This is a genomic window from Roseateles sp. (genome assembly GCF_052436255.1).
Lineage (GTDB): Bacteria > Pseudomonadota > Gammaproteobacteria > Burkholderiales > Burkholderiaceae_C > Pelomonas.
In genome coordinates this window covers 1-15,798 of sequence record NZ_JBQVNP010000124.1, presented here as the reverse complement: position 1 = coordinate 15,798, position 15,798 = coordinate 1, and the positions used below count along the sequence as shown (strand labels likewise).

Here is a 15,798-nt window from a genome sequence, read left to right as displayed (position 1 = left end):
CTGCAGGCCCGGGGGCCGGCGCAGCCGCCACCGGCGCCGGCCGGGGCTGTGGCGCCGGCTTGGGCGCCAGCGGCCTTGCAGTTGGTTTGTGCGCGGCCGCCTTGGGTGCCGCGACGGGACGTGGTGCCGCCTTGTGCGCAGTCCGGCTCACCGCCGCGCCGGCATCAACGCGGAAGGCCGCGACCGCCTCGTTGAGCTTGGCCGTCTGCATGCGCATGCTTTCCGCTGCCGCTGCCGTCTGCTCGACGAGCGCCGCGTTCTGCTGCGTGGCCTGGTCGAGCTGGCTGACGGCGGCGTTGATCTGGCCGACGCCTTCGCTCTGCTCCCGGCTGGAGACCGTGATCTCGCCGACCAGGTCGGTCACCTTGCGCACCTCGTTGACCATCTGGCCGATGGTTTCGCGCGCGGCCAGCACCTGGGCGCTGCCGCTCTCCACCTTGGAGACGCTGTCGCCGATCAGGCTCTTGATCTCCTTGGCCGCCTCCGCACTGCGCTGCGCCAGCAGACGCACCTCGCCGGCGACGACGGCAAAGCCTCGCCCCTGCTCGCCGGCGCGCGCCGCTTCAACCGCCGCGTTCAGCGCCAGGATGTTGGTCTGGAAGGCGATACCGTCGATGGTGCCGATGATGTCGGCGATCTTGCGACTTGCCGTGGAGATGCCATCCATCGTCGTGACGACCTCACCCACGGCGACACCGCCTGCGCCCGCGACTTCGGAGGCACGGTTGGCGAGCTGATCGGCCTGGCGCGCGTTGTCGGCGTTGGCCCTGATCTGCGCGGCCATCTGCTCGACCGAGGCGGCGGTCTGCTCCAGGCTGGACGCCTGGCTCTCGGTGCGCGCCGACAGGTCGGCGTTGCCCTGCGCGATCTCGGCGGCAGCCACGCCGAGCTGGTCGCAGCCCTGCCGCACCCCCGACACCATGCGCGCCAGGTTTTGCGTCATCTCGTCGAGCATGCTCAGCAACTGGCCGAGCTCGTCGCGCGAGCTGCTGTGCAGGCGCTGGGTCAGGTCGCCGCCCGCGACAGCCTTGACGGCGTCTGAGGCCCGCTTGACGGGGCCGGTGATCGAGCGCGTGATGGCCAGCGCCGCCAGGACGCCGATGACCAGCGCCACGGCCGAAGCACCGCCGAAGATCAACAGCACGCGGCGATAGGCGGCCTGGGCAGCATCGGTGGTCGCAGCGGCCAGCTTCTCGTTGTAGTCCCACCATTTGTCGACGTTCTGCCGCAGCGGCAGGAACAGGGCGCGGGAAGCCAGGTTCAGCTCGCGGGCCGCGGTCGCCTGAGTCGGGTCCGCCGCGCTCTCGTCCGAGGCCTTCAGCACATTGGCCTGACCTACGAAATAGGCCTCTGCACCGTCTCGCACCGTCTTCAGGTGGCCACGATCCTGCTCGTCTGCCGCCAGCAACTCATAGTCCTTCAGACGCTGACGAACGTCGTCCCGCGCCTTGGCGATCTGCGCAGCAAGCTCCTTCTTGAGCTTGTCGTCGTCGGTCAGGATGTGCTGTTGCTCGAAGCGCCGCGCATCAGAGAAGGCGCCGTCGACCTGATGAATGATGCGCAGCGACGGCAGGATGTTCTCGGGGTAGTACTCGACGTAGCGGTTGAGCGAGTTCGTCAACAGCGCCCCGATGCCCGCCATCGCAAGCAGCAGCGCCAGCAGGACAGCAAATGCAAGGCCAAGGCGCGAACCCACGCGCAGGTTCTTCAGAGCATCCATGGCAGCCCCCGTCGTCGTTGTTCGCACGACTTTGCCCCTTTGGCCGAAGGCAGGCAATGCGGGGCGGCACCGTTCTTGTCAACTTTCGGACACCTACCTCGCGCCCGTTGATCGGCGGCCATAACCTGGCACCGGCCAGGCGCGCGCCTGGCTTCAACCCGGCGTGGAATCTGCTTCGCCCAACAGGGTGGCGAGCAGCACGGCCGTACCGAGCGGAAAGATGAGGATGGCCAGCAACCACGGTCCGAACGACCGCCCCGTGCGCCGCACGAGCTGCATCATGAACACGACATGCATCGTGGCGCTCACCGCCAGGCCCAGGCCCACCAGCGTCATGCGGGCCGGCGACGGGTCGGGTTCATTCGCGCCGCTGATGAGTTGCCACAGGCACAGGCCGACCACCAGGAGACTGATCAGCGCATATTCGACGCCGCTTTTGACTTCTGCCTTCATTCAACTCTCCTCGATCAGCTTCTTCAGCGGCGCCGGAAGCGCGTAGTCGGCCAGATTCTCTCGCGCGACCCAGGTGCCCGCAGGCGTGTCTGTCGCGGCGCCGGTCGTGCGCAGGGTGTGCAGCACCCAGTCGAAATGCGTCAGGGCATGCTGGATGCGCGGCAAGGTCTCCAGGCTCGCAGCGGGCAGCGCCGCGCGGGCGCTGGCTTCGTCGTCGAACATGGGCAGCGTCCACAGCCCCGCCCAGACGCCGGTCGCGGGCCGCTGCTGCAGCAAGACCTGGCCCCCGGATTTCTCCAGCCACAGCCACCAGTTCTCGCGCCGGCCGCGCTTGAGCTTGCGCGTCTTGACGGGGTAGCGGGTCGGGTCGCCCTCTTGCTGCCCGTGGCACAGCGGCTGCACAGGGCACAGCAGGCAATTCGGCGAGCGTGCGCTGCAGACTGTCGCGCCCAGGTCCATCAGGCCCTGGGTGTAGCGGTCCACGTCGCGCTCGGGCAGCAGCGCGGTCGCGTGGTCCCACAACTTCTTCTCGGCCACGCTGCTGGCGAGATCGCCTCGGAACGCCAGCACCCGCGACAGCACGCGTTTGACGTTGCCGTCCAGGATGGCCACGCGCTCGCCGAAGCAGAAGGCGGCAATGGCGGCGGCCGTCGAGCGACCGATGCCCGGCAGCGTCTGCAGGCCGGCCGCCGTGCGCGGGAACTCGCCGCCATGCAGTTCAGCGACCGCGCGAGCGCAGGCATGCAGGTTGCGCGCACGGCTGTAGTAGCCCAGCCCCGCCCATTGCGCCAGCACTTCGTCCAGCGACGCCGCGGCCAGGTCAGTGACCTTGGGCCAGCGCGCGAGGAAACGCTCGTAATAGCCCAGCACCGTCACCACCTGGGTCTGCTGCAGCATGACCTCGGACAACCAGACGCGGTAGGGGTCGCGCGTGTTCTGCCAGGGCAGCGTGTTGCGGCCATGGCGGCGCTGCCAGGCGACCACGGTCTTGCCGAAGTCGGCAAGATCGGCGATCAGCGCTTCTGGCATGAAGGGCAGAAGAAGGTGGACCGCTGCCCCTGCACGATGCGGCGAATGCCCGTGCCGCAGCGCCGGCAGGCCTGGCCCTCGCGGCCATAGACCTCGGCCTGCATCTGGAAGCTGCCGGCCACGCCATGCGCATCGCGGAAATCGCGCAGCGTCGTGCCACCGGCTTCCAACGCCTGGCCGAGCACCGTGCGCACCGCCGCGGCCAGCCTGTCGGCGCGCGGGCGGCTCAGCTTGCCGGCCGGCAGGCGCGGGTCGATGCCGGCCATGAAGAGCGCCTCGCAGGCATAGATGTTGCCGGCGCCGACGACGATGTCGCCCGCCAGCAGCGCCTGCTTGATCGCCACTCGACGACCACTCAGCGCGGCATGCAGATGCGGGCCGTCGAAGCGATCGTCAAACGGCTCCAGGCCCAGGCCGCCAAGCAGGCCGGCCACCGGTTCGGCCTCCAGCGCTGCGCCCCAGACGACGGCGCCGAAGCGGCGCGGGTCGGTCAGCCGCAGCAGGCCGCGGTCCGTGTGCAGGTCGAAATGATCGTGCGCGCCCGCGGCCGGCGTGGTGTCGAGGAAGGCCAGCGACCCCGACATGCCCAAGTGCATCAGCAGTCCGCCGCGCTCCTCCAGTGGCAGCCACAAATATTTACCGCGTCTTTGCGTGCTGCCGACGCGGCTGCCGAGCAGGGCTTCGGGGTCGACGCCGAGCGGCCAGCGCAGCGGTTTTCCCAGGCGCAGACCGGTCACCCGGGCTCCCTGGATGGCGCCTGCAAAGCTGCGGCGCGTGACTTCGACTTCAGGTAACTCGGGCATTGGGCGGAAATGATAATCACCGCCTCTCTGTCGGAGTCCGAATGCCCTTGCCCAACCACTGCGTGATCGCTGCCGCCGCCCTGCTGTTGGCGTTGCAAGCCCACGCTCAAGACGCCGCGCCAGCCGGGCCCGCCGAACCGCCGACCCGCTCGGCCATGGACGCGCCGCTGTTCTATCAGCTGCTGATCGGCGAGATCGAGCTGCAGAACGGTCAAGCGGGCGTCGCCTTCCAGGTGTTGCTGGATGCCGCGCGCCGCACGGCCGACGAAGAGCTGTTCAAGCGCGTCGTCAACATCGCCATCCAGGCCCGCGCTGGCGACCAGGCCCTGCAGGCCTCACGCGCCTGGGCAGAAACCATCCCCACCTCGCTGGACGCCTTGCAAAGCACCGTGCAGCTGCTGGCGTTGATGAACAAGCCCGCCGACGTGGCGCAGCCGCTGGCCACGCTGCTGCGCATCGCGCCGGCACCGCAGCGACCCGGCTTCATCCTGGCGCTGCCGCGCCTGTTCCAGCGCTCGCCCGACCCCAAATCCGTGCTCGCCGCGTTGCGGCCCGTGCTGCAAGTCCAGACCGGGCCGCTCAAGCCCGCCGCCCTGTACACCGAGGCCCGCCTGTCCATCAATGCGGGTGAGAACGCCAGGGCGCTGGCGCTGACCCGCGAGCTGGACAAGGCGATGCCCGACAGCGACGACACGATGCAGCTCGCCGTCGATCTGCTGCCCAGTGCGCCGCAGGCCGAGAGCCTGATCACCGCCCGTCTCGAGAAGAAGCCCGACCAGCATGCCGTGCGCCAGGCCTATGCCCGCGCGCTGATCCAGGCCCAGCGGCCGGCCGACGCGGGACGCGAGTTCCGCCTGCTGACCGAGACGACGCCTGAGAACCCCGCACCCTGGCTGGCCCTGGGCGCCATCGAGCTGGAGCTCAAGCAGCCCGCCGCCGCCGAGACTGCGCTGCGCGAGGGCCTCAAGCGTCTGGACACGCCGGCCTCGGGCACCGACGCCGAGATCAAGGCTCGCGCCGACGGCCGCCAGCAGGCCTGGCTGATGCTTTCCCAGGCGGCCGAGCAACGCGGCGATCTCAAGGCGGCCGAGGCGGCGTTGCAGAAGGTCGAAAACCGCGGACTGGACGTACGCTACCGCCGCGCCAGCCTGCTGGCCCGGCGGGGCATGCTGCCCGAGGCTCGCAAGCTGCTGCAGCCCGGCCCCGACGCCAGCGACACCGACGCGCGTGCCGCGCTGCTGGCCGAGGCCCAGCTGGTGCGGGAGCAGCGTGACTACGCAGCCTCGCTGGCCGTGCTGAAGACCGCCACGACGCGCTTCCCGACCGATCCCGACCTGATCTACGAGCAGGCCATGATGACCGAGAAGATCGGGGGCTTCGACGAAATGGAGGCGCTGCTTCGCAAGGTCATCGAGATCAAGCCCGACTACCACCATGCCTACAACGCACTGGGCTATTCACTGGCTGATCGCAATGTGCGACTGCCTGAGGCCAAGCAGCTCATCGAGCAGGCGCTCAAGCTTGCGCCGAACGAGCCCTTCATCGTCGACAGCCTCGGCTGGGTCGAGTTCCGCCTGGGCAACCTGGCCGAAGCCGCCAAGCTCTTGAGGCAGGCCCACGCCGGCCGGCCCGACACCGAGATCGCCGCCCATCTCGGTGAGGTGCTGTGGGTCAGCGGCGCCCAGGACGAAGCTCGCCGCGTCTTCGCCGAGGCCGCCCAGCGCGACCCTGCCAACGAGGCGCTGCGCGAAACCCTCGACCGGCTGAAGGTCAAACCTTGAGGTTCGCCGCCACCTTCCTTGCGCTGGCGCTGGCCGGCTGTGCCCAGCTTCCGCAAACCCCGCCACCGGGCACCGAGACGCGCCTGAGCGGGCGCATCAGCGTGACGGTGGCGGGCAATGTGCACAACCGCGGCACCGGCGGCGCGGCGAGCTTCGAGCTGTTCGGCGGCCCGCAGGCTGGGCGGCTGGAGCTGACATCGCCGCTGGGCTCGCTGGTGGCGCGCGCGAGCTGGCAGCCGGGCCGCGCCACGCTGCAGACGCCGAACGACGAACGCCGCTTCGACGACCTCGACGCGCTGACGCGTGAGCTGCTCGGCGAGCCCGTGCCGGTCGCGGCGCTGTTCGACTGGCTGAACGCTCGGCCCTGGCCGGCGGCGCCGCATCAGGCGACGCCGGGTGGCTTCGAGCAGCTCGGCTGGCGCATCGAACCCAAGCTCCCGGCCCTCGTCGCAACGCGTCTGGCCGAGCCGACCGTGACGCTGCGCGCCCGGCTGGAAGCTGCCGAATGAAGGCCCTGCACGACCTTCCCGCACCGGCCAAGCTCAACCTCTTCCTGCATGTCGTGGGCAAGCGGCCGGACGGCTACCACCTGCTGCAGTCCGTCTTCGTGCTGACCGACTGGGCCGACACGCTGCACGTCGAGCGCCGCGACGACGGCCGGCTGGCCCGCCACGACATGCTGGGCGGCGATCTGCCTGCGGACGACCTCTGCCTGCGCGCGGCTAGGCTGCTGCAAACCGAAACCGGCTGCGCGCTAGGCGCCGACATCCATCTGGAAAAGCGCCTGCCCGCTGGCGCCGGCATGGGTGGCGGCTCGTCGGATGCAGCGACCACGTTGCTGGCGTTGAACCGGCTGTGGGACCTGCGACTGCCGCTGGACCGGCTGAGGGCACTCGGCCTCAGGCTCGGTGCCGACGTGCCTTTCTTCCTCGGCGGCGGACCAGCCTTCGTCGAGGGCATCGGCGACATCCTGCATCCGCTGACCCTGCCGGACCAGCGCTTTGCCGTCGTCAAGGGCCCGGCGGGGCTGGCGACCAAGGACATCTTTTCGAGCCAACTCTTGGCACGCAGCGAAAACCTGGCTATAGTCGCGGGCTTTCCCGCCCTGGCTGGAACTGCAGAAAAGCTTGTCACTGGTTTCGGTCCTGACTTCGGTCGGAATGACCTACAACCGGCAGCCGAGGCGATCAGCAGTGAAGTGCGAGACGCGTTGGCCCTGATGTCGAAGCAATTCGGCAACGCCCGAATGACGGGCTCGGGAGCCGCCGTTTTCTCAGTGCTCGCCGGGAACGGAGAAGATGGCAAGGACGATCAGTCCCTGGCGACATTGCTGCAGGCCAGACCTGCAGGGTGGACCGGTCGAATCTGCCGCAGCTTGGCCCAACACCCGCTCGCGGGCTGGGCTGACTGAGAAGGTAGAAAAGTTAATAGGGTTCGGCCGCTCGGCCGGGTCCTGTGTAGGGGAGTCGCCAAGTTGGTCAAGGCATCGGATTTTGATTCCGACATGCGAGGGTTCGAGTCCTTCCTCCCCTGCCAAATGTTTTCTGTAATTCGCTGAACCGGCTTGCGCTTCAGCGAGCCACTGACACCAGAGGCTCCCAGTGCTGCTCAACACGGTTCTCTTCACCGGCAACGCGAACCCGGTCCTCTCCCAGGAAATGGCGACCCATCTCGGCCTCGAGCTGGGCAAGGCCGTGGTCGGTCGTTTCTCGGATGGCGAAGTGGCCGTCGAGATCCAGCAGAACGTGCGCGCGCGTGACGTCTTCGTCATCCAGCCCACCTGCGCGCCGACGAACGAGAACCTGATGGAGCTGCTGATCATGGCCGATGCCTTGAAGCGCTCCAGCGCGCGCCGCATCACCGCCGTCATCCCTTACTACGGCTATGCCCGCCAGGACCGCCGCCCGCGTTCCACCCGGGTGCCGATCTCGGCCAAGGTCGTGGCCAACCTGCTGGAAACCGTCGGCGTCGAGCGCGTGCTGACGATGGACCTGCACGCCGACCAGATCCAGGGCTTCTTCGACATCCCGGTCGACAACATCTACGCCTCGCCCGTGCTGCTGTCGGACCTGAAGAGCCGCAACTATCAAGACCTGGTGGTCGTTTCACCCGACGTCGGCGGCGTGGTGCGCGCCCGCGCCCTGGCCAAGCAGCTCGGCTGCGACCTGGCCATCATCGACAAGCGCCGCCCGGCCGCCAATGTGTCCGAAGTGATGCACGTCATCGGCGAGATCGACGGCCGCAACTGCGTGATCATGGACGACATGATCGACACCGCCGGCACCCTCGTGAAGGCGGCCGAGGTGCTGAAGGCACGCGGCGCCAAGAGCGTGTTCGCCTATTGCACCCACCCCATCCTGTCGGGCCCGGCCATCGAGCGCATCGCCGGCTCGCAGCTCGACGAAGTCGTCATCACCAACACCATTCCGCTGACCGATGCGGCCAAAGCCTGCAAGAAGATCCGCCAGCTGTCGGTGGCCTTCCTGTTTGCCGAGACCATCCGCCGTATTTCGGACGGCGAGTCGGTCACCAGCCTCTTTTCCGAGCAGAACAACAACTTCTGAGCGGAAACCACGGCCGTCGCAAGACGGCTTTTTCAAACGGTGCCTGGTCGCGGGTGCCGTTCTCTTTTGGAGAAAACCATGAAGTTTGTCGCTTTTGAGCGCAAGTTGCAGGGGACCGGAGCGAGCCGCCGCCTGCGAGTGGCCGGCAAGGTGCCGGGCATTGTTTTTGGCGCCGGTGAGCCCGTCATGATCGAACTCGATCACAACGCGCTCTTCCACGCCCTCAAGAAGGAAGCCTTCCACAGCACCCTGCTGGAGATGGAACTGGCCGGCGCCACCACGCAAGTGCTGCTGCGCGACTTCCAGATGCACCCCTACAAGCCGCAAGTCCTGCACTGCGACTTCCAGCGCGTGGACGCCACGACCAAGATCACGAAGAAAGTGCCCCTGCACTTCATCGGTGAAGAAACGTCACCGGCCGTCAAGCTCGACCACTGCACGGTCAACCACGTCGTGACCGAGCTGCTGATCAGCTGCCTGGCCCAGCAACTGCCCGAGTTCATCGAGGTGGACCTGTCGGGCATGACCAAGGGCCACTCGCTGCACGTCAACGACGTCAAGCTGCCCGCGGGCGTCAAGGTCGTCACGCACGGCAAGCCCAACCCCGTCATCGCGACGCCGGTTGAGCCCGTGGCCGAGGAAGTCATCGTCGCCGCCGCCCCGGCCGCCGACGACGGCAAGAAGAAGAAGAAGAAGTAATTCCCGCCTGGCTTCACGCCATGCACAAGGGCTCCCGTCGGGAGCCCTTTGTTTTTGCGGGCCGAGCGCCGGGCCGCTCCCAAGCCGGCCCGCCTTGGGCGATGTGCTCGCGGCTCGATGCCGCGAGCATCGCCGTCCTTTTGGGGGCTGAGGCCGGACACATAGCGCCCAGTGGGCGCGTGTGCCTGCCGAAGCGTTGCGGCGCAAGCCGCAGCGCGGTCCCAGACCAGGCGCGCCCGCGTTCAGCGGTGCGTGACTGGGCGAGGGGCCCTCGATAATCGCGTCCATGATTCGCTTGCTTGTCGGCCTGGGCAACCCGGGTGCTGAATACGAGGACACCCGCCACAACGCCGGCTTCTGGTGGATTGACGGACTGGCGCGCGGCCTCAAGGCCAGCCTGCAGCCCGACAAGGCCTACCACGGCCTCGTCGCGCGTGTGAACGGCGCGCCCGGCGCGAGCGGCCCGATCTGGCTGCTGGAGCCCATGACCTACATGAACCTCTCGGGCAAGTCGGTCGCGGCGCTGGCGCGGTTCTTCAAGATCGCGCCCGAGGAAATCCTCGCCATCCACGACGAGCTGGACCTCCCGCCCGGCGAGATGAAATTCAAGAAGGGTGGCGGCAATGGCGGCCACAACGGCCTCAAGGACATGCAGGCCCAGCTCGGCAGCGCCGACTTCTGGCGGCTGCGGCTGGGCATTGGCCACCCCGGGCATAAAGCCGAGGTGGCCAACTACGTGCTGCGCAAGCCGCCGCTGGCGGAGCGCCAGGCGGTCGAGGACTGCATCGACAAGAGCTACGGCGCCGTCGAGCTGATGCTGCGCGGCGAGATGGACAAGGCACTCGCCAAAATTCACGCGAAACCGCCGCGACCCAAGCCACCCAAGCCCGAGCCGCCGGGCGACACTCCGGCGCCATGAAGCCCCTGCTGCTGGCCTTGGCCCTGAGCACCGCCCTGCCCGCCCTCGCGCAGACCGAGGTACGGCGCGCCCAGGTCTACCGCTGCGGCCCCGATGGCCGGGACCTGCGCGATTCGCCTTGCCCCAACGGCAGCGCCGCAGGCAAGAGCGTCGACTACGACCAACCCAGCGCGGCCGACAACCGGGCCGCGCGCCAGCGCCATCTGGCCGAGGCCAAGCAGGCCGCGGCCTTGTCACAGGCCAGGAGAGCCAGCGAAGCCGAAGCCCGCCGCCAGCGCAGCCAGGCGGTTGGCCTGCAGGCCCTGCCGCCGCCCGCGCAGGCGGCCAGCAGTCCCGCCGTCACGACGGTCAAGCCGTCAAAGAGCGCCAAGCCGAAGAAGCCGAGCGACAGCGGCCGATAGAATCCGCGCCGTTGGTGCTCGCACCTGTCGTCATGGCAGGTGCAGTTCAACGGGAATCAGGAGGGGGAACCGCTTCGCGGCCAACCTAACCTGAGCTGTCCCCGCAACGGTAAGTGGACGAGGCCTCCGCGCCTCAGTGTTCGACCAACAAGCCACTGGCGCGCAAGCGCTGGGAAGGCGTTGAACAGGGTTCCACCAGCCCGGATACCGGCCAACGACGGGGCCTGTCGCTCAACCAGCGGCGGGCCGTTTTCCAGCCTTGCTGCGGAGGTCAGCACGGCCGGGGTTTTGTTTGCATTGCCTCTCATGTCCCAAATCTCCCTCGCGGCCCGTCGGCCGCTGCTCGCACTGAGCGCGCTGGCCTTTGCCGCGTCCACCCACGCCCAGAACAGGCTCGACACCGTCGTCACCACCGCCACGCGCGCACCGCAGAAGCTGTCCGACGTGCTGAGCGACATGACCGTCCTCACCCGCGCCGACATCGAGCGCCAGGCCTTCGGCTCGCTGGCCGACCTGCTGCGCCGCCAGGTGGGCTTCGAGATGATCCGCAACGGCGGCGCGGGCGCCAACACCAGCATGTTCGTGCGGGGCGCCGACACCCGGCACACCGCCGTGCTCATCGATGGCGTGCGCATCGATTCGCAGGCCAGCAGCGGCGCGTCCTGGAGCGCCATCCCAATGGCCCAGGTGGAGCGCGTGGAGATCGTGCGCGGCGCGGCCAGCGCGCTGTACGGCTCGGACGCCATCGGCGGCGTCGTGCAGATCTTCACGCGCAAGGGCGAGGGCAAGCCCGTCATCGACTTCGGCATCGGCGGTGGCAACCGCGGCCTGGCCAAGGTGGACGCCAGCATCAGCGGCCGCAGCGGCATCATCGACTACGCGCTGGCCGCTGCTGGCGAAAGCAGCAACGGCTTCAACGCCCGCCCCGCAGCGGCCACCGCCACCTTCACACCCGACGACGATGGCTACCAGAGTCGCAACGCCAGCCTGCGCCTGGGTGTGCAGCTGGCGGCCGGGCACCGCCTGGAAGCCAGCGCGCTGACCAGCCATGTCAACTCCGAGTACGACTCGACGGCCACCGCCAGGACCGACGACCGCACCCTCTCCGACACCCGCGCCACCCGCCTGGCCTGGGCCGCGCAGTGGACCGGTGCGCTGCGCAGCGAGCTGAGCGTGGGCGAGTCGAGCGAGCGCTACGAGACCCAGCCCAGCCCCTACGTCACCAAGACGCGCGTGCGCACCTACGGCTTCAACACCAGCTGGAACCTGGGGGCCGCCGGCACCCTGCAGGGCCTGCTGGAGCGCCGCGAGGACCAGCTCGACAACACCGGCCTGATCGCCGCCGCGCGCCCCGGCCATGGCGAGCGCCACCAGGACGCCATCGGCGCCGGCTGGACCTGGGCCGCCAACGCGCTGTCCGTGCAGCTCAACGTCCGCCACGACCGCGACAGCGAGTTCGGCGGCGTCGACACCGGCTCGCTGGCCGGTGGCTATCGGCTGGGCGGTGCCTGGCGTGTGCAGGCGTCGGCGGGCACATCGTTCCGCGCGCCGTCGCTGTACCAGCGCTTCTCGGACAGCGGCAAGGCCACGCTGCGCCCCGAGCAGGCCCGCAACGCCGAGCTGGGCCTGCACTACGCCGCCGGCCGCGATGAGTTCAGCCTCACGGCCTACCGCAACCTGGTGCGCGATCTCATCGTCTACGTGTCCACGCCCGTGCCTGCGCCCGTGCCGGCCCGCTGCCCCAGCCCCTTCGGCTGCTATGACAACGTCAGCCAGGGCCGCCTGCAGGGCCTGAGCCTGCGCGGCGCCACGGCGCTGGGCCCCGTGCGCCTGTCCGGCACGCTGGACCTGCAGGCCCCCAAGGACGTCGACAAGGCGTCGGCCAACTACGGCAAGCTGCTGGCACGACGCGCCAAGACCCACGGCAGCGTGCGCGCCGAGACCGACGTCGGCGCCTGGACGCTGGGCGCCCAGCTGCTGGCCAGCAGCAAGCGCACCGACAACCTCAGCACCCGCTACCAGCTGGGCGGCTATGCGCTGCTGGACGTGGACGCGCAGGTCGCCCTGTCGAGCCAGCTGAGCCTGCAGTTCAAGGTGGACAACCTGTTAGACCGCCAGTACCAAACCGCCCGCAGCTATGCGGCCACGCCACGCCAGGTCTTCATCGGCCTGCGCGTCACGCCGCAGTTCTGACGCGCATGAGCCAGCACCACCTGATCGTCGGCGGCCAGCGCAGCGGCAAGTCGCGCCAGGCCGAGCGCCTGGCGCAGGCCTGGCTGCGCGCCGATGCCGGCAACGCGGTCGCCGTGGTGGCCACGGCACTGGCCCTGGACGCGGAGATGCAGGCCCGCATCGCCCAGCACCGCGCCGACCGGCCGGCCGGCTTCGCCACCGTCGAGGCGCCTCTGGCGCTGACGGCGGCGCTGCGCGCATCGGCAGCGCCCGGCCGGCTGCTGCTGGTGGACTGCCTGACGCTGTGGCTCACGAACTGGCTGATGCCGATGGATGGCGCCCCCGACCTGGCCGGTTGGCAGGCCGAGCGCCAGGCGCTGCTGGAGGCCCTGCCCGCCCTGCCCTCGCCGGTGCTGTTCGTGTCCAACGAGGTCGGCTGGGGCGTCAGCCCGATGACGCGCGAGGCGCGCTTCTACGTGGACGAGCTGGGGCGGCTGAACCAGGCCGTGGCGCGCTGCTGTCAAGACCTGACCCTGATGGTGGCGGGCCAGGCCTGGACCCGCGCGGTGCACAAGGACGACGAATGAGCACGACACATCGACTGCTGGCGCTCGGCCTGCTCGCGTTGGCGGGCTTCGCGTCGGCCGCGCCCATCACGGTCAAGGACGACCGCGGCGCCATCGTCACGCTGCCCGATGTGCCCAAGCGCATCGTCAGCCTGCTGCCGTCGCTGACCGAGACCGTCTGCGAGCTGGGCGACTGCAACAAGCTGGTCGGCGTGGACCGCTTCTCCAACTACCCGGCCAGCGCGGCTGCACTGCCCAAGCTGGGCGGGCTGGACGACACCGGCATCGAGGCACTCATCGCGCTGAAACCCGACGTCGTGCTGCTGGGCGTGTCGGCGCGTGTCATCGACCGGCTGGAGGCGCTGGGCCAGAAGGTCGTCGCGCTGGAGCCCCGGAGCATGGCCGACGTGCAGCGCGTGCTGGGCAAGGTGGCCCAGGTGCTGGGCAAGCCCGACGATGCGCGCCGCCTCTGGAACCGCATCGACGGCGCCATCTCGCTCAGCGCCCAGCAGCTGCCGCCGGCGGCGCGCGCGCTGAGCGTCTATTACGAGGTGGACGCCGCGCCCTACGCGGCCGGCCGCGCCAGCTTCATCGGCGAGATCCTGGACCGCCTGGGCGCCAGGAACATCGTGCCGCCCGAGCTCGGCCCCTTCCCCAAGCTCAACCCCGAGTTCGTCGTGCGCGCCGACCCGCAGCTCATCATGGTGGGCCAGCGCAGCGCGCCCGGCCTGCCGCAGCGCCCGGGCTGGGCCGGCATCCGCGCGGTGAAGGACAAGAAGATCTGCGTCTGGGTGCCCGCCGAATCCGACGTGCTGGTGCGCCCCGGCCCGCGCATGGGCGAAGCCGCCGCGCTGATGGCACGCTGCCTGCGCCAGGCGGCCGCCGGGCCCGTGCCTTTGCCGACAACGCCATTCATTGCTCCTCCAGGAGGCATGCGCTGAGATGACTGTCAGCCCCTCGCCCGGTCTCGCCCCGCTGAACGCGGGCCAGCCCAGTCGGTCCCCCGTGGGGACTGCGATGCTTGCCGGATCGACCGGCAAGCACATCGCACAACGGGCCGGCTTGGGGCGGCCCGGCGCTCGGCCCGAAAGCTACCTCCGCAGCGGGACCCCATGAGTGCAACTCACCGTGTCTGGCTCATCGCGCTGCTGCTGGGCAGCGCCGCGCTGCTGGCGCTGGGGCTGGCCATCGGCAGCACCGGCTGGAGCCCGTGGCTGACGAACGACCCGACCATGTCCATGATCCTGTGGGACATCCGCGCGCCGCGCTCGCTGGGCGCTTGGCTGGCGGGGGCGCTGCTGGCGCTGGCCGGCGCGGTGGCGCAAGGCCTGTTCCGCAACCCGCTGGCAGACCCCTATCTGCTGGGCTGCTCGGCCGGCGCATCGCTGGGCGTGGCGGTGCTGCTGTTCGCGATGGGGCTGTCGCCGGCCGCAACGGCGCTGGCGCTGCGTGTGGGCATGACCGGCGCGGCCTTTGTCGGCGCGGTGGGCGCGGTGCTGCTGACGCTGGTGCTGGCGCGCGGCGTGGAGCAGACGCTGCGGCTGCTGCTGGCCGGCGTCGTCGTCGGCGTGGTGCTGGGCTCGGGCTCGGCGCTGCTGACGCTGATGAACCCCGACATCATGCGGGCCATGCAGGCCTTCATGCTGGGCAGCACCGGCTACGTGGGCTGGAGCGCCGTGCAGATCATGGCTGCGGTGCTGGTGCTGTGCCTGGGGGTGGCGGTTGCCTGCAGCCGCACGCTGGACGCTTTGAGCCTGGGCGAGGCCACCGCGCGCTCGCTGGGCGTGCGGTTGGCGCTGGTGCGCATGCTGCTGATTGCCACGCTGGCGCTGGCCACGGGTGCGGCCGTCGCGCAATGCGGGCTGGTGGCCTTCGTCGGCCTGGTGGCGCCGCACCTGGTGCGCAGCTGGGGCGCACTCACTCACCGCAGCCTGCTGCTGCTGGCACCACTGGCCGGCGGCATGCTGCTGCTGGCGGCCGACATCGGTGCGCGCTGGGTCATTGCGCCCCAGGAGCTGCCGGTGGGCATCGTCACCGCGCTGCTGGGCGGCAGCTACCTGCTGTACCTGATGCACCGGCGCAATGCTCGCGGAGGCCTGCGATGAGCAGCCCGCTGCTGGAGTTGAATCTGCGGGCGCTGCGCCTGGGCGGCACGCCCATCCTGCAGCCGCTGCAACTCACGCCACCACCGCGTGCCTGGACCGCCGTGGTCGGCCCCAACGGCGCGGGCAAGTCGACCATGCTGCGCGCGCTGTCGGGCCTGCTGCCTTTTGATGGCACGCTGCAGCTGCACGGCCGCCCGTGGGACCAGTGGCCGGCGCGCGAGCGCGCGCGCCAGCTCGCCTGGCTGGGGCAGTACGAGGCCAGTGCCGACGACCTCTCGGCGCTGGACGTCGTGCTGCTGGGCCGCCTGCCGCACCAGGCCTGGCTGGCCCCGGCCAGCGCGGCTGACCACGCCGCCGTGGCGCGCGCGATGCACCAGACGCAGAGCTGGGACTGGCGCGCGCGGCCGCTGGCGCAGCTGTCCGGCGGCGAACGCCAGCGCGTGCTGCTGGCGCGCGCGCTGGCCGTCGAGTCGCCGCTGCTGCTGATGGACGAGCCGCTGGCCCACCTGGACCCGCCGCACCAGAGTGACTGGGTGCAGATCGTTCGCCGGCGCATTGCCGACGATGGCGGCACCGTGGTGTCGGT

The 15,798-nt window shown here is 69.7% G+C and carries 16 protein-coding genes, 1 tRNA gene and 1 riboswitch; of the genes, 13 read left to right on the top strand and 4 right to left on the bottom strand.

Annotated elements, in window-relative coordinates; translation table 11 throughout:
• From ACT6S0_RS21315 to mutM, 4 genes are all read right to left on the bottom strand, one after another.
• Positions 1–1,720, bottom strand: a 1,720-nt coding sequence (locus ACT6S0_RS21315; RefSeq protein ID WP_444765773.1) for a methyl-accepting chemotaxis protein, incomplete at its 3' end; no start/stop codon positions are given.
• A gap of 153 nt (positions 1,721–1,873) precedes the next feature.
• Positions 1,874–2,173 (bottom strand): hypothetical protein, encoded by a 300-nt coding sequence (locus tag ACT6S0_RS21310; RefSeq protein WP_444765772.1) that lies wholly within the window; start codon positions 2,171–2,173, stop codon positions 1,874–1,876.
• Positions 2,174–3,202, bottom strand: a complete 1,029-nt coding sequence (gene mutY, locus ACT6S0_RS21305) for an A/G-specific adenine glycosylase (protein ID WP_444765771.1) — start codon at positions 3,200–3,202, stop codon at positions 2,174–2,176. It abuts the gene before it with no gap.
• Entirely contained in the window at positions 3,187–4,005 is an 819-nt protein-coding gene (mutM, locus tag ACT6S0_RS21300; protein ID WP_444765770.1) for a bifunctional DNA-formamidopyrimidine glycosylase/DNA-(apurinic or apyrimidinic site) lyase, read from the bottom strand. Before mutM ends, mutY begins: the two co-directional genes overlap by 16 nt.
• Before the next feature lie 41 nt (positions 4,006–4,046).
• Here mutM and ACT6S0_RS21295 point away from each other — a divergent pair, with 41 nt between their 5' ends.
• The 13 genes from ACT6S0_RS21295 to ACT6S0_RS21235 form a co-directional block, all read left to right on the top strand.
• Positions 4,047–5,786: a tetratricopeptide repeat protein gene (locus ACT6S0_RS21295; RefSeq protein ID WP_444765769.1), complete on the top strand. Its 1,740-nt coding sequence runs from the start codon at positions 4,047–4,049 to the stop codon at positions 5,784–5,786.
• Entirely contained in the window at positions 5,783–6,295 is a 513-nt protein-coding gene (locus ACT6S0_RS21290) for an outer membrane lipoprotein LolB (protein ID WP_444765768.1), read from the top strand. Before ACT6S0_RS21295 ends, ACT6S0_RS21290 begins: the two co-directional genes overlap by 4 nt.
• Positions 6,292–7,197 (top strand): 4-(cytidine 5'-diphospho)-2-C-methyl-D-erythritol kinase, encoded by a 906-nt coding sequence (gene ispE / locus ACT6S0_RS21285; RefSeq protein ID WP_444765767.1) that lies wholly within the window; start codon positions 6,292–6,294, stop codon positions 7,195–7,197. The genes ACT6S0_RS21290 and ispE overlap by 4 nt, the downstream gene beginning before the upstream one ends.
• Positions 7,198–7,245: 48 nt before the next feature.
• Positions 7,246–7,322 (top strand) — tRNA-Gln (locus ACT6S0_RS21280).
• Between the two features lie 65 nt (positions 7,323–7,387).
• On the top strand, positions 7,388–8,350 hold the full coding sequence (locus tag ACT6S0_RS21275; protein ID WP_056272308.1) for a ribose-phosphate pyrophosphokinase: 963 nt from the start codon (positions 7,388–7,390) through the stop codon (positions 8,348–8,350).
• A gap of 78 nt (positions 8,351–8,428) precedes the next feature.
• Positions 8,429–9,049: a 50S ribosomal protein L25/general stress protein Ctc gene (locus tag ACT6S0_RS21270; RefSeq protein WP_056272539.1), complete on the top strand. Its 621-nt coding sequence runs from the start codon at positions 8,429–8,431 to the stop codon at positions 9,047–9,049.
• Positions 9,050–9,335: 286 nt separating this feature from the next.
• Positions 9,336–9,968 (top strand): aminoacyl-tRNA hydrolase, encoded by a 633-nt coding sequence (gene pth, locus ACT6S0_RS21265; RefSeq protein ID WP_444765766.1) that lies wholly within the window; start codon positions 9,336–9,338, stop codon positions 9,966–9,968.
• Positions 9,965–10,369 carry a hypothetical protein gene (locus ACT6S0_RS21260; protein WP_444765765.1) on the top strand — a complete coding sequence of 135 codons (405 nt, stop codon included), beginning with the start codon at positions 9,965–9,967 and terminating at the stop codon, positions 10,367–10,369. Before pth ends, ACT6S0_RS21260 begins: the two co-directional genes overlap by 4 nt.
• A riboswitch (cobalamin riboswitch) is annotated at positions 10,365–10,599 on the top strand. Its footprint overlaps the gene before it by 5 nt.
• 76 nt (positions 10,600–10,675) lie before the next feature.
• Entirely contained in the window at positions 10,676–12,562 is a 1,887-nt protein-coding gene (locus tag ACT6S0_RS21255; RefSeq protein WP_444765764.1) for a TonB-dependent receptor plug domain-containing protein, read from the top strand.
• A gap of 5 nt (positions 12,563–12,567) precedes the next feature.
• Positions 12,568–13,128, top strand: a complete 561-nt coding sequence (cobU, locus tag ACT6S0_RS21250) for a bifunctional adenosylcobinamide kinase/adenosylcobinamide-phosphate guanylyltransferase (protein ID WP_444765763.1) — start codon at positions 12,568–12,570, stop codon at positions 13,126–13,128.
• On the top strand, positions 13,125–14,048 hold the full coding sequence (locus ACT6S0_RS21245) for an ABC transporter substrate-binding protein (protein WP_444765762.1): 924 nt from the start codon (positions 13,125–13,127) through the stop codon (positions 14,046–14,048). The genes cobU and ACT6S0_RS21245 overlap by 4 nt, the downstream gene beginning before the upstream one ends.
• 171 nt (positions 14,049–14,219) lie before the next feature.
• Positions 14,220–15,212, top strand: a complete 993-nt coding sequence (locus ACT6S0_RS21240) for a FecCD family ABC transporter permease (RefSeq protein WP_444765761.1) — start codon at positions 14,220–14,222, stop codon at positions 15,210–15,212.
• A partial coding sequence (locus ACT6S0_RS21235; RefSeq protein ID WP_444765760.1) for an ABC transporter ATP-binding protein occupies positions 15,209–15,798 on the top strand: 590 nt, incomplete at its 3' end. The genes ACT6S0_RS21240 and ACT6S0_RS21235, both read left to right, overlap by 4 nt.